This is a genomic window from Lysinibacillus irui, from assembly GCF_028877475.1.
Classification (GTDB): Bacteria; Bacillota; Bacilli; order Bacillales_A; family Planococcaceae; genus Lysinibacillus; species Lysinibacillus irui.
Genome location: NZ_CP113527.1, coordinates 1,747,566 through 1,760,883, shown reverse-complemented (window position 1 = coordinate 1,760,883; position 13,318 = coordinate 1,747,566). Strand labels below are relative to the sequence as shown.

Below are 13,318 nucleotides of genomic sequence, written 5' to 3'. Positions count from 1 at the left end.
TGTCAAAGAGACATTAACGACCTTCGCTATCTTTCATCACATCAAATAAAATGTGGCCACCCTTAATTGTTTGCTGAAGATTTAAATGCGCATCTATAATGACTGCATCTGCATCATAGCCTTGCACAAGCTGTCCCTTCGTGCTTAATTTCAATTGTTGAGCAGCATTAAAGCTCGACATTTTCACAAGCTCCTCAAGCGTACAATTTGTTACGAGGTGCATGTTTCGTACAGCTTGATCCATTTTCAAAATACTACCTGCTAAGGAACCGTTTGCTAGATGGGCTCCTGCCTCAGTCACATGAACGATTTGACCACCTAAGTCATATTCACCAAATGGCATACCCTTCGCTCGCATGGCATCAGTAATTAAAATAATGCCATCTGCGCCTTTCACGCGGTAGGCCATTTCCACTGCACCCTTGTGCATATGAATAAAATCAACAATCATCTCGGCCTTTATGCCTTCTAGCAATAAAACACCGCCAACAACACCTGGGTCTCGGTGGTGGAATGGACGCATTTGATTGTATAAATGTGTCCCCTGTGTTGCACCCAATTGCGCCGCCTCTTGCATTTGCTCAAAGGTTGCATCCGAGTGACCAATCGATACAATCACACCACTAGCAGCAATACTCTGCACAGCTGACATACCATTAGGCTCTTCGGGTGCCAGCGTAATTTGCTTAATTTTATTACCACTTAGTTCCTGCCATTTGGTGAATACATTTAGATCTGGCTGCACAATAAAATCAAGAGGTTGAGCACCAGCACGCTGTTTCGAAACAAATGGTCCTTCAATATGAATGCCCAACACTTCCGCTTCATCGGGCTGTGGCTGGAACTGTGCGATATTGGCAATAGCACGCTCAATATTGTCATAGCTTTGTGTCATCGTTGTAGCTAAAAAGCTGGTCGTACCTTCTTTTAAAAGCGATTGCGCCATAGTGTGGAGTCCTTCATCAGATGCATCCATTGCATCCATTTGAGCAGAGCCATGGATATGCATATCAATAAATCCTGGCAATAAAAATTTCCCTGAACCATCTAACCGATCCCCACCACTGACTTCAATGTGCTGGGCGATTTGAGCGATTTTGCCATCCCTCATCCACACATCCATTTGCTCATCTCGACCATTTGCGTTAACCACTGTGATGTTACGAATTAATAAACTCAAGAATAGCATCTCCTTCTTGAACAAGGGCTGTTGAAAAGGCGTCCATTCACAATTTTCACATTGCTTGTGTTACCTTAGCAAACAGCCCCATTTATTGTTACTTTTTCATTGCAATAATATTTGTTGAGCCTGCTCGCTGGTAGCCCGATTTTCCAAGTGAAATCTCTTGCCCCATTAAACTTGTGAATACAACTGGTGTAATCACGGAAGGTACTTGATCTTTAATGTGAGCAATGTCTGCTTTTAACAGCGCCTCTCCTCGTTTAATTGTTTGACCATCTGTTACAAACAGTTCAAAGCCTTCACCATTCAGCTTGACTGTATCTAATCCAACATGGATTAATACTTCAACGCCTGTATCTGATTTCAAACCAATGGCGTGTTTTGTTGGGAAGATCATGACCACTTGACCATCAAATGGTGCATAAACTGTCCCGTCAGTTGGACGAATCCCAAAGCCAGGTCCCATCAAGCCTGCAGAAAATGCCTCATCTGGTACTTCTGATAATGGTAGCAAATCACCTGTCATCGGCATCTCAAAATCATTGAATGTCGTTGTTTCATTATGTGCTGTTTTTTCCACTACAGGCTGTGCTGTTGGCAGTTTTGCATTTTTAGGTGCTGGGTTGCCTTTTTTCAGACGTTCTTTCATGGCCTCAGCTAAAAACTCAACAGATGTACCAATGATTACTTGAACATTCGTTTTACTGATACGCATAACACCTCTTGCACCAGTCTGCTTTAATGTTTTTTCATCCACCATATTGGCATCCTGCACAGACATACGTAAGCGTGTCGTACAGTAGTCAATTTGTTTAATATTTTCTTCTCCACCTAAGGCTTCAATTGTATAGTATGCACGTACATCGACATCGTCGGAAATAGAAGCATCGACTTCCACTTCCTCTTCATCATCGTCTTCACGTCCAGGTGTTTTTAAGTCTAATTTTTTGATTAAGAAATAGAATACAACAAAGTAAATGGCACCAAAGCCTAAGCCTAAAGGAATTAATAGTAATGGTTTATCTGCCAGACCAAGGTTCAGCAAGTAATCAATTAAACCTGCTGAGAATCCAAAACCGTCACGGAAACCAACGATATAGGCAACCGCAAGAGAAATACCTGTTAATACAGCATGAATACCATAAAGAACTGGTGATAAGAACATAAATGAAAATTCAATCGGCTCTGTCACACCTGTTAAAAAGGCTGTTAAAGCGATAGAAACGAACATCCCACCTACTATAGGACGTTTTTCCTTTTTCGCTGTAAAGTACATCGCAAGACAGGCTGCTGGTAAACCAAACATCATGATTGGGAAGAAGCCAGCTTGGAAATGTCCAGCTGATGTATCCCCTGCTAAGAAGCGGTTGATATCCCCTTTCACTATTTCGCCTGCAGCATTGGTAAATTCACCGAAGTCAAACCAAATAATTGTATTGATAACGTGGTGTAGACCAACTGGAATTAAAAGTCGGTTAAAGAACCCGTACATCCCAACACCAAGTGATCCAGCGCCAATCATCCAATTGCCGACCGCATCAATACCACCTTGAATAGGTCCCCAAACGATTGCTAAAATACTACCTAAAATCGCCATCGTTATCGATGTGATAATCGGTACAAAGCGCCGTCCGCCAAAGAATGATAACCATTCTGGAAATTTCACATTATAATATTTGTTATATAATAAGCCTGCCGTAATACCGGCAATAATTCCACCAAACACACCCATATTTAAATCTTCATTAACTGTTCCTAAAACGGCTATTAACACAAGATGAGCAATCGCCCCTGCAAGAGCTGCGCCCCCACTGCTATCATGAGCTAATCCCATGGCAATACCGATAGCAAAAATAATAGGTAAATTGCCAAGTATAGCATTCCCCGAAGCAGCCATAATACTAGCAATGTACTGGATCGCTTCATTCGGTACTGCCCCAAGCATATCCCCTGACCCTAAACGTAATAATAAGGCCGCTGCTGGTAAAGTAGCGATTGGAAACATGAGTGACTTACCGATTTTTTGTAAGAAAGCAAACATTCATTATCCCCCTTTGGTATAGTTGTCTAGACCACTTTAGTAAAAAAAAAGCGTTTTCACTAAGTTGCTATTATTATAGGCGCAATTCGAAAAAAAATAAATACTTTTTTAATATTTCGTGTTGTGCAAAAAAAAAACCGCACCCCAATGAGAATTAGGGCACAGTTCTTATTTAACTTATGCAGTGACATCACGCTTCATAAAGGATGTATAACTAATAATAAGGAAAATGACTGCATAAATAGCAAGTACGGTTAAAGAGAATGGCATCGTCACATCAGCAATCATCGAGCCACCACCATTTTCATACTGTGTTAAGTCTGAATGTGTTAGCCAAATGTATTTGACAATGTCGTAGCGGCTTAAGAACATCACAATCATGCCACCTGTGAAGGAAAGGAACATCGTTAAACCAATCGCTAATGAACTTGAACGGAACACAGAGCCTACTAAAAAGGCAAACAATGTAGACATCACAAAATCTCCACCAGACAGTAGATAATGATACGCTAAATCACTCCATACGGCCTTCTCGGCTACTTGCCCATTGACGATTTCTAATTCAACACCTGTTCCTATGCCGAACAATACGAAGCCAACAATGCCACTTACCACTACGTTGACTACAAATAATAAAAAACCAAATAGGAAGGTCGTCAGTAATTTAGACGTTAGCACCTTTGCACGAGACATCGGTCGTGTTAACAGCATTTTAATGGTACCTGTTGAAAATTCGCTCGACACAATACTTGCGGCTGTAATGACTGTAAATAAAGTGACAAGTATAATCATATTGCTTGTAAAGGACATAAAGCTGGCAAGGCTACTATCCGTTTGGCTCGGTGCATCATGGGCTAAGCGATATTCTGAAAGAGCAATCTGCTCCTCAAAATAAACCTTATCTTCCGCCGTTAATTCCTCATTGGCAAGCATCTCTTTATTTGATTGAATGGCCTGCTGCTCCATATCCTGCCATGAGCCTTCATCTGTCGATTTTACTTCATAATATTTAGTGATCCCTGCTGGAACGAGAATGACAAGAATTAGCATCGCAACCATTGCCCATGTTCCTTTTTTATGCCATAATTTCATCCACTCATTTTGAATTAGCTTCAGCAATTTGTCCGCCTCCAGTCATTTCTAAGAATTGATCCTCTAATGTTTTTTGATGTGGCTGTATTGCAAATAGTTGAATACCTTCTTGCACTAGTTGTGTAATTAAGGCTGGAACATTTTCCTTCGTCATTTCCACTACATAGCCACCATTTTCAGCAGCGAATTGGTAATCATGCTCTTTAAGATAAGCAGATACCTGCTCTTTTGGCTGTGCCTCCACATAATAAAAGGATGAGCTTTCATTATGGATATCACGTAGATCAATGAGCTTACCATTTTGAATGACTGCTACGCGGTCACACATTAGCTCAATTTCAGATAATAAGTGACTAGATACAAATACAGAAACGCCCTCTTCTGAGGCAATCTTGCGAAGATACATGCGAAACTCTCGAATTCCAGCAGGATCTAAGCCATTCGTTGGTTCATCTAAGATTAAAAACTTTGGTCGATGCAATAGTGCCTGTGCTAAACCTAGTCGTTGACGCATACCAAGAGAATACGTGGATACCTTTTCATGTATACGATGTTCGAGCCCGACTTGTTGAACGACCTCTTGAATTCGTTCCTTCGTTACATTTTTATGCATACGTGCAAAATGTAGTAAATTTTTATAGCCTGACATAAATTTATACATTTCGGGGTTTTCGACAATAACGCCAACCTTACTAATCGCTTCCTCATAATGCTCCTGTAAGGAAAGCCCATCAATCAATACCTTGCCCTCTGTTGGCTTCATAAGGCCCGTCATCATTCGAATGGTTGTTGTTTTCCCCGCACCATTTGGTCCTAAAAACCCTGTAATTTGTCCTGGATATAAATCAATATTTAACTGCTGTATTAATTGCTTCCCACGAATGGTCTTCGATAAATTTTGCAATTGTACAATTGGTTCTGTCATATTTTTTCACCCTTTCTAATCCATTTCACCTGAGCATAAAAAGTGTCAATTTTCATCTTTAGCAGTAGTTTCATTTGTTGAAAGGTCGATAAAAGCCTTTCATCCACTCGACCGCATCCTTATTGGTCACATCACGTAATGTTTCGACATCTTCATAAGCCGTGATAGACCCTGCTTGCAACAATATAATTTGATCTAAAATCGGCTCTACCTCATATAATTCATGTGTTGACAACAAGATGGTTTGATTCTCGATATCAGTAAATTGCAATAAGCCTTTAATCAGTTGCTCTCGAACGATAGGGTCTAGCCCTGCAAAGGGTTCATCCATTACATAATAAGGAACCTCTCGCCCAAGCGTTGCAGCCATTTTCATCCGACCACGATTGCCCTTTGATAATTGGCGTAGCTTAGCCTGTTTATCAACCTGTAAAAATTCCGCTACTATACAGGCTTTGTCATAGGAAAAATCCTCGAACTGTGAGGCATAATGCTGAAATAGCTGCTCACCTGTAAAGTACTCAAAAAACAAATCCGTATCTGGTAAATAAGCAATTCGGTCCGCACTTCTACGCGTGACGGGCTCTGCATTGAGTGTCACTTCACCTGCAGAAGGTCGTAGTAAACCAGCTAATACTTTCATTAATGTGGATTTCCCACTACCATTTTCCCCCACAAGTCCGATGATTTGTCCAATAGGGAAAGAAAAGGTTATATCCTGTAAAATTGGCTTATTCTTATATTGAAAAGACACATTAGATAGCTGTAGCATACCCTTCACCTCACCCTTTATTTTTCAAAACAATGAGCATTTCTTCCTTAGAAAATCCTAATGCTTCTATCGACAGTAAAAAATGTTCAGCTAACTGATTCTTCATATCTTCCCGTAACAACTCAATACGTTTCTCATTCGTGGTAATAAATGTACCCTGTCCTCGTTTGGTTTCCGTAATATTCATTGCCTCTAACTCCTTATAAACACGTTGCACCGTATTGACATTGACCCCTGCTTCAACCGCGTATTCTCGAACAGAAGGAAGCCGATCCCCAAGCTCTAGCTTCCCTTTTAAAATATCTCCACAAATTCGATCGACAAGCTGGCTATAAATAGGTTTATCACGCGAAAAATCTATCGTCATCGTAAAACCACCTTTTCAAGCCATCTGGATGCCACTATAAAGAGCACTACCATCAACAAGGTAAAGGCTATTTCTTCTACGGCATACAATGAACCGAGCTTCCATTCCATTGTCGAAACTTTTAATTGTGGTAAAAAAGGTTCTATCTTACGTAAAGGAATAGCTCCATGCTGGAAAATCGTTTGGTACAATGAGCTTTCCGTTATATGAACCCAGGCAGTGGATGTTAAATAAAACGCAAGCATGGTCAACACGATGGAAAAACGGCCAATCACATGCTTCATTTGCAAATAAAAAGCTAAGAAGAATAAGAGAAGAATAAATAGCATTAATTGGAATAAAGTAAATATAATAACAATTAATACTAATACAAACAAAATTTGTCCAATATTTGCAATAAGCTCTTCTTTTATATTAAAGATGGCGATACTCACAAAGATCGTATTAAACAATGAATAGCCTATAAGCGAACAGACCATCTTTGCCCCGATTAACTTCGTGATGGAACTAGTGGAATGAAGCCAGCTCTCCCTAGCTTTAATATCCAACCGTACACTCGCTAAAAATTGCCATATAGAATAAAATCCACCAACGAATAGTACGATAAGCGTAAAAGCAAATGCGAGCTGATGCGCATGGGCAAAAATATCAACGAATTGATGTAATACATAGGGAACAATCCAAGTGAGCATGATGCCAGTAAAAACTGCCACTAGAAACCATGATCGATAAAGTACCCATTCTTTTTTCAAAAGTCCTGCAAAACTCTTCAACCTCAACACCTCGTGTCATAGTGTACTAGTTAGATATTACACTATGACATTTTTCTTCGCAAGTGCCAACTACAAGAAAAAGGAAAATTAGATTAATTTGCAACGTTAGAAGTAGAAAAAGAGAAAATTTTAAAATTTGACCTTAACCAAAATCCACTGTCTCTATTGCTGTTATTAAATGAAATGAGGACGATTCAAATGAAATTGTAGAAATGGAAGATGATCCATGCCAACGAAAGAGGATTATTATCTGTATGAGGTCAAAGCAACGTGAAGCAAGGAAAACAATCTTTTATTTTTGATGTAGAGATAGAATAAAGGAATTTTAATCATTGGACTTAATAAACCCCAACATGTCTAACTGTTGGGGCTCCTCGAAAAAAGCACTTCTCCTATTCTTGCCGTTTTTCTAAAAACCAAAAAACGACTGTCAACATGAATAAGATAAGAGGGGTTAAACCAGTATACTTCCAAGCATTAGTTGCTCCGATAAAATAACTTGTAGCGGGTATGGACGTAATGGTACTAACCATCATATACATCCATGAAAGCATAACTACTGCTAAAACAAAGGCAAAAATCGCGATCACCAAGGATGCACTCCACAGTACTAGCATTCCACCCCTCCTTTCATTATTTAATGACCTGTTTTCGTTCACTAGCTATGAGTTTAATATACAACATATAGTTTAGCAGGATGCTACCTTCTATTGATTCCCTAGAGACATATACTCTTTCAACGTCATTTATCTATTTATTCTCAATCCAAAGATTGGATATTTATGTTAATATAAACATACGTAAAAAAATAACTTATGAAAACCGTTTACTGGAGGTAATGATGAAACTTATTCTTATCTTTGGACCCCAAGCAGTGGGAAAGATGACTGTTGGGCAGGAATTGGCAAAAATTACTGATTTGAAGCTTTTTCATAATCATATGACGATTGATTTAGTTGGTCATTTTTTTGATTACAGCACGAAAGAAGGAAAAAGATTAGTCCATTTGTTTCGTCAGGAGATATTTGAAGAAGCCTCAAAAAGCGATATGTATGGCATGATTTTTACGTATGTTTGGGCATTTAATCTACAAGATGACTGGGATTATGTAAATCAAGTTTCCCAGTTGTTTGAATCCCGAGGTGGTACTGTCTACTATGTGGAGCTTGAGGCTGATCTTGAAGAACGACTTGAACGAAATAAAAGCGATAATCGACTGAAGCATAAGCCATCTAAAAGAGATATTGAATGGTCTGAAGCTGACTTAAAAAATTCAATGGATTCATACAGGTTGAATTCATTAGATGGTGAAATTCAGTATTCGAACTATATTAAAATAAACAATACAAAGTTGGATGCACAAGAAGTAGCCAAAATCATCAAACAAACGTTTCATTTCTAGTAAAGTTTAAGGGTGTGAAAACAGTTGAGAGGCTTTCAAGCGATGCTATTTGATTTAGATGATACCTTACTGAATCGAGATCAGGCCGTCGATCATCTATTTTTCTTGATTTTAGATAGATTTTATCAGGATCTTCAGCATTCTGTAAAAAACGACATGTTAGAAAAATTTAAAGCATACGATAAAAAAGACTATGGCATTTCTGATAAAACAACTGTTTTACAATCGTTTTTTGATGAATTTCCACCAAGCTTTCGACTGCCCCACCATGACATGCAAGATTTTTGGAATGATCATTTTCCTCATTGTTTTTCGATCAACCCACAAACGTTGAAAATCATTCAAACAATTAAAATGCATGTAAAAGTTGGTATTATCACAAATGGCACAGTTCAAAGACAAAAAGCTAAAATCATAAATACACAGTTAAATAGTTGCTTTGATGACATCATCATTTCTGAAGAAGTGGGTTACAGCAAGCCAGACAAACGAATATTTGACTACGCCTTACATCAGCTTCATGTTCAGCCTGAAGTTACATTATTCGTTGGAGATGATATAGAAAAGGATATTGGAGGTTGTCAACGGGCTAACATCAAGGGTATTTGGTTCAATCCCCATCAATTCACAAATGAAACGGACATCAAACCATATGCTGAGATTCAATCGTTGGACCAATTACTGATGAGATAAAAAATAACAATAGGTAAGGCAAGAGGATAGTCCATTTCAGAGGATATTTTATTTCAACACGATGAAAGGAAGAGCCTTATTTACCTAAGACTCTTCCTTTTAACGTTATACCATTTTCCCTACTACTTTTACTTTTAATCTTGTTGCATTTTCTGGATGGTAGGCTAGTGGCGTTTCTTCCACTTCTACTAGCTCAATCGTATCTGCAAGGGCCCCTGCTAACATGGCTTGTTTTACTGCTTTATTTTCGGCGTCCCTCAGTGATTCCTCACGAGGCTCTTTGGAATAAATATAAATTTGCTCATATTGGCCACTAATTTGTGCGATGGAGGCACCAATGGCATTCGCAACACCACCATTTTCATTTTTTACAATTTTGGAAACACCGCGAATGCTGTCAGGTACAATGATACTGCCACCACCGACTAAGACTAGTGATACATCCTCAGATGAGGTTTTCATTTTATCAATGGCTTGCTCCAATAACAAAGAAATTTCTTCTTGAACAGCTTTAGCAAATGCCTCATCAATATGAGCCACTAAATTACGATCGCCTACATTGGCTAAACCAAGACGTACAGCAATATCGGTTGTTGTCAAAGTGGAGCCTCCAAATACGAGTGCTTCTTCACTAATTTTATAGCCTACACTATCTGGTCCTACAGTAATTTTGTCGTCCTCCACCCGAACAATACTACCACCACCGAGTCCGACCGAAATAATATCTGGCATTCTAAAGTTCGTACGGATGTCCCCTACTTCCACGGCAACGGACGATTCACGCGGGAATCCATCCTGTAACACACCTATATCGGAAGTTGTTCCACCCACGTCCAACACCATTGTATTTTGAATTTGGGATAGATACGAAGCGCCTCGAATACTGTTTGTTGGCCCACAAGCAATCGTCAGGATTGGGAATTGCTTCGCGTAATCTATCGACATTAACGTCCCATCATTCTGACATAAGTAAACATCCACGTTAAAAATACCTTCCGCTTGAAGTGCCTGAATAAAGCCCTGGGTTGTCGTTTCGATGACCTTACATAAAGCAGCATTGAGAATCGTTGCATTTTCACGTTCAATTAATCCAACCGAACCAATTAGGGATGAGCAGGAAATGGGGAAATCCTCTCCATAGGCTTCTTGAATCCATTGACGAACCTGTAATTCTTGGTCATTTTTAATTGAAGAAAAGACACCTACAATCGCAATCGATTCTACTTCATCCTGCCATTCTTTTAATAGCTTCTGAATTTCTTCCTGATCAAGTGCACTTAGTAATTGGCCATCGTATTCATAGCCACCATGAGCAATCGCATAATTACCTGATAATTTATCAATCATATCTGTTGGCCAAGCTGTGTAAGGTAACACTGAGGCTGTTGCTGGATAGCCTAATCGAATGACGCCGACCTTCGCGAGCTTTTTACGTTCCACAATGGCATTTGTACATTGCGTTGTCCCTAACATCGCATGGGTAATTTTTGTTTTATCAATGTTGGCACCTTGTAGTAATTGTTGCAAGGACTTTTCAATACCCGTTTTAATATCTAAACTTGTTGGTGATTTCACACTATAAATTAGCTGACTATTATGGTCTAAAAGGATCGCATCTGTGTTTGTTCCACCTACATCAATTCCAATTTTATACATGTTCTGCAACCTCCTTTTTCACCATTTCTTCAATTGGCACGTAATCGTAATCATAGCCAAAGTATTTTGGTCCAGCCGTTTCAATCCCTTTAGCGGTACGCCACTTTTCATGAGCTGGTAGGCCAATTACGCGCACTCGTTTGCCGTATTTTAGACTTTCTGTTGTCACAGGCAGCAATGTTTCATAATCAACCAGACAGATAAGATCTGGCGTCATCGCTACCACTTTATCATTCTTCTCTGCTAATAGATTTTCATTTTGGAAATGAACTTTCATTTGATCATTTTTATAATGAGCAATGCCTTCAAGATTCATTTTACCTAGGTTAAAGCCACCCTTTGTTTCACGAATAACATCTACAATTTTCCCTTGGAATAGCTCAAAGCCCTTCACAAGCTCTAAAAGATGTTGTAGCTTATCGTTTACCTCTTGATTTTTCGAGGCAATAATTTCACCGATTTTTTCTGAAAGTGTCACGATATGATGCACACCGCTTTGCTTGATTTGCGCACCCGTTGTTGGATACAAGCTTACTAATGAGCTAGCTCCCATTTCGACAGTTGCCGACCGTGCGATACGCTCTGTCCATTTATTATCAATCGTTTCAAAAATACCAATATTCCCTTTTTCATCTGTAATGGCCATAGGTGTTGCCGAAATTCCATCAAGGTTAAATGTCACCATTTGTAACTCAGGAAATGCACGACCCATTCCATCACAATCAATTAACGGTAACCCTAGCTGTGCAGCAACTACAATCGGAATCATCGAGTTGACCCCACCCGCTTCCATCGGGTATGTTCCAGCAATTTTTTCTTTACCCAAATACTGCGCAAGCTTTTGGAAAACTTTTACAAATTCATCACCACGTGGAAATTTCTCTACTAACACAGATGGTGCACCCATCATAGCTGCTGGAATGAAAAAGTCATCGTCTGCAATTTCATCCACTGAATACAATTTTACAGGCCCATTTTTTTCGATGGCAGAAAGGGCCATTAGCTTCCCAATATAAGGATCTCCTCCTCCACCTGTTCCTAGAAATGCTGCCCCAATGGCAATATGTTCAATTGCTGCTTGATCTAAATATCTCATCTATGTTCCTCCAGTATGACAGTTTTTTGTACGGATACTCGATAGCCAATATAATAAATAAGGAAAGAAATAAGGATGCCGATCATCGGTTGGTTTGGTAATGGTGGCAATTCAGGGAATAAGGAGAAGACTACTGGCATACAGGCAATCACTGCGCCAACAAGCCAAGAAAACACCCCTAATCGATTCACACCTTCAATCTCATGCCAGCTATCTATCTTCCCTCGATGAATGACCCAATAAGAAGCAATCATCACACCTGCAACAGGTGGAATCATAGCTGATAAGATGGACATGATGGGTGTAAAATAATTTAAAATTCCTACCACGGCCAGTACCGTACCAATTGTTCCCGCGACACCAATCGCTAATCGTTCTTTGTTTTTAGCAATATCGAATACATTTATTAAAGCAATACCGCCTGAAATCGCATTTACCAAGTTGGTTTTCCATGTCGCTAAAATTAAACCAACCCCACCAATAAACGGTGTAGCGATATGCAGAAAGACAGCTGTAATATCACTTGTTTGGTAGGCAATGGTTAAAATAGCCCCAACTGCAATCATCAGCACACCTGTTGGAATAATCCCCAATGTAGCTGCTTTGACAACATCTGAACGTTTTTCGGAAAATTGTGAATAATCACCCGCTATGACGGCCCCTAAGGCAAACGATCCAATGGTAACGGCTAAACCATCCATAAAGCTCATATTGCCTTGTGGCTGATAATCGCGTATGAGCTGAAGCTGATCGCCTGATAATGTTTGACCTAAACCGTAAAGACAAATGATTACGAGTAAAGGTACTGCAATATAGCTTAAAATACGCAACACTTTCATTCCATAAAGCGCTGAAACAACCATCACCATTCCACTTATGAATGAAGCAAGCGGAATCGGTATATTCACATGATAAATGGCTAACAAATTGGCTAAGGCGACCCCACAAACATTGGCCTGAATACCAAACCATCCTAAGCAGGCAATGGCTAAAATGATGGACAAGATTGTTCGGGAGCCTTTTTTACCAAACACTTGCCCAGCAACATGGACAGTTGGTTTTCCTAAATCACTGCTTTGCATTCCTTGTAAAACCATAATGAACACGACAATTGCGTAGCCTACAAAAGCAACCGCAAGTGCCTTTGATAAACTCATATTGGTAATGAGTGCGTTACCTACTAATAAACTTGGAATACAAATCATGGCGCCCGCCCAAATAATACCCAAGCTATACCAAGACTGACTTTTATTATTATTTTGCATGTGACTCCCTCCTTCTACTTAGGTGATGGATTAATGTTTTTTATTATAAAAGA

Annotated in this window: 13 protein-coding genes; 2 read left to right on the top strand and 11 right to left on the bottom strand. The window is 39.5% G+C overall.

Features of this window, described 5'->3' with window-relative positions; genetic code table 11:
• Positions 1-13 precede the first annotated feature (13 nt).
• The 8 genes from nagA to OU989_RS08515 form a co-directional block, all read right to left on the bottom strand.
• A complete protein-coding gene (gene nagA / locus OU989_RS08550; RefSeq protein WP_404809722.1) occupies positions 14-1,180 on the bottom strand; it encodes an N-acetylglucosamine-6-phosphate deacetylase in 1,167 nt (388 codons plus the stop codon).
• Between the two features lie 97 nt (positions 1,181-1,277).
• Complete coding sequence (gene nagE, locus OU989_RS08545) at positions 1,278-3,224, bottom strand: N-acetylglucosamine-specific PTS transporter subunit IIBC (protein ID WP_274796718.1); 1,947 nt, start codon at positions 3,222-3,224, stop codon at positions 1,278-1,280.
• Between the two features lie 177 nt (positions 3,225-3,401).
• On the bottom strand, positions 3,402-4,343 hold the full coding sequence (locus OU989_RS08540; protein WP_274796717.1) for an ABC transporter permease: 942 nt from the start codon (positions 4,341-4,343) through the stop codon (positions 3,402-3,404).
• Positions 4,321-5,241 (bottom strand): ABC transporter ATP-binding protein, encoded by a 921-nt coding sequence (locus OU989_RS08535; RefSeq protein ID WP_274796716.1) that lies wholly within the window; start codon positions 5,239-5,241, stop codon positions 4,321-4,323. The genes OU989_RS08540 and OU989_RS08535 overlap by 23 nt, the downstream gene beginning before the upstream one ends.
• A 70-nt stretch (positions 5,242-5,311) precedes the next feature.
• Positions 5,312-6,013, bottom strand: a complete 702-nt coding sequence (locus OU989_RS08530) for an ATP-binding cassette domain-containing protein (RefSeq protein WP_274796715.1) — start codon at positions 6,011-6,013, stop codon at positions 5,312-5,314.
• A gap of 10 nt (positions 6,014-6,023) precedes the next feature.
• Positions 6,024-6,380 carry a GntR family transcriptional regulator gene (locus OU989_RS08525; RefSeq protein WP_274796714.1) on the bottom strand — a complete coding sequence of 119 codons (357 nt, stop codon included), beginning with the start codon at positions 6,378-6,380 and terminating at the stop codon, positions 6,024-6,026.
• Positions 6,377-7,162, bottom strand: a complete 786-nt coding sequence (locus OU989_RS08520; protein WP_274796713.1) for a hypothetical protein — start codon at positions 7,160-7,162, stop codon at positions 6,377-6,379. The genes OU989_RS08525 and OU989_RS08520 overlap by 4 nt, the downstream gene beginning before the upstream one ends.
• A 383-nt stretch (positions 7,163-7,545) precedes the next feature.
• Positions 7,546-7,770, bottom strand: a complete 225-nt coding sequence (locus OU989_RS08515) for a hypothetical protein (RefSeq protein ID WP_274796712.1) — start codon at positions 7,768-7,770, stop codon at positions 7,546-7,548.
• A gap of 224 nt (positions 7,771-7,994) precedes the next feature.
• Here OU989_RS08515 and OU989_RS08510 point away from each other — a divergent pair, with 224 nt between their 5' ends.
• Entirely contained in the window at positions 7,995-8,555 is a 561-nt protein-coding gene (locus OU989_RS08510; protein ID WP_274797299.1) for an AAA family ATPase, read from the top strand.
• A gap of 42 nt (positions 8,556-8,597) precedes the next feature.
• The gene (locus OU989_RS08505) at positions 8,598-9,248 is read left to right on the top strand and encodes an HAD family hydrolase (RefSeq protein ID WP_274797298.1); all 651 of its coding nucleotides are present in this window, start codon (positions 8,598-8,600) and stop codon (positions 9,246-9,248) included.
• A gap of 105 nt (positions 9,249-9,353) precedes the next feature.
• On the opposite strand, the gene OU989_RS08500 is transcribed toward OU989_RS08505, so the two are convergent.
• Genes OU989_RS08500 through OU989_RS08490 form a run of 3 tightly spaced genes read right to left on the bottom strand, consistent with a single transcriptional unit; the run spans position 9,354 to position 13,265 of the window.
• Positions 9,354-10,904: a hydantoinase/oxoprolinase family protein gene (locus OU989_RS08500; RefSeq protein ID WP_274796711.1), complete on the bottom strand. Its 1,551-nt coding sequence runs from the start codon at positions 10,902-10,904 to the stop codon at positions 9,354-9,356.
• Positions 10,897-12,000, bottom strand: coding sequence for an S-methyl thiohydantoin desulfurase family protein (locus OU989_RS08495; protein ID WP_274796710.1), 1,104 nt, complete (start codon positions 11,998-12,000; stop codon positions 10,897-10,899). The genes OU989_RS08500 and OU989_RS08495 overlap by 8 nt, the downstream gene beginning before the upstream one ends.
• Positions 11,997-13,265, bottom strand: coding sequence for a cytosine permease (locus tag OU989_RS08490; RefSeq protein ID WP_274796708.1), 1,269 nt, complete (start codon positions 13,263-13,265; stop codon positions 11,997-11,999). Before OU989_RS08490 ends, OU989_RS08495 begins: the two co-directional genes overlap by 4 nt.
• Positions 13,266-13,318: the final 53 nt, after the last annotated feature.

Coding starts and splice junctions, on each gene's coding strand:
- nagE (WP_274796718.1), bottom strand. CDS start 3,224: ATGTTTGCTTTCTTACAAAAAATCGGTAAGTCACTCATGTTTCCAATC.
- OU989_RS08535 (WP_274796716.1), bottom strand. CDS start 5,241: ATGACAGAACCAATTGTACAATTGCAAAATTTATCGAAGACCATTCGT.
- OU989_RS08530 (WP_274796715.1), bottom strand. CDS start 6,013: ATGCTACAGCTATCTAATGTGTCTTTTCAATATAAGAATAAGCCAATT.
- OU989_RS08525 (WP_274796714.1), bottom strand. CDS start 6,380: ATGACGATAGATTTTTCGCGTGATAAACCTATTTATAGCCAGCTTGTC.
- OU989_RS08515 (WP_274796712.1), bottom strand. CDS start 7,770: ATGCTAGTACTGTGGAGTGCATCCTTGGTGATCGCGATTTTTGCCTTT.
- OU989_RS08510 (WP_274797299.1), top strand. CDS start 7,995: ATGAAACTTATTCTTATCTTTGGACCCCAAGCAGTGGGAAAGATGACT.
- OU989_RS08505 (WP_274797298.1), top strand. CDS start 8,598: ATGCTATTTGATTTAGATGATACCTTACTGAATCGAGATCAGGCCGTC.
- OU989_RS08500 (WP_274796711.1), bottom strand. CDS start 10,904: ATGTATAAAATTGGAATTGATGTAGGTGGAACAAACACAGATGCGATC.
- OU989_RS08495 (WP_274796710.1), bottom strand. CDS start 12,000: ATGAGATATTTAGATCAAGCAGCAATTGAACATATTGCCATTGGGGCA.
- OU989_RS08490 (WP_274796708.1), bottom strand. CDS start 13,265: ATGCAAAATAATAATAAAAGTCAGTCTTGGTATAGCTTGGGTATTATT.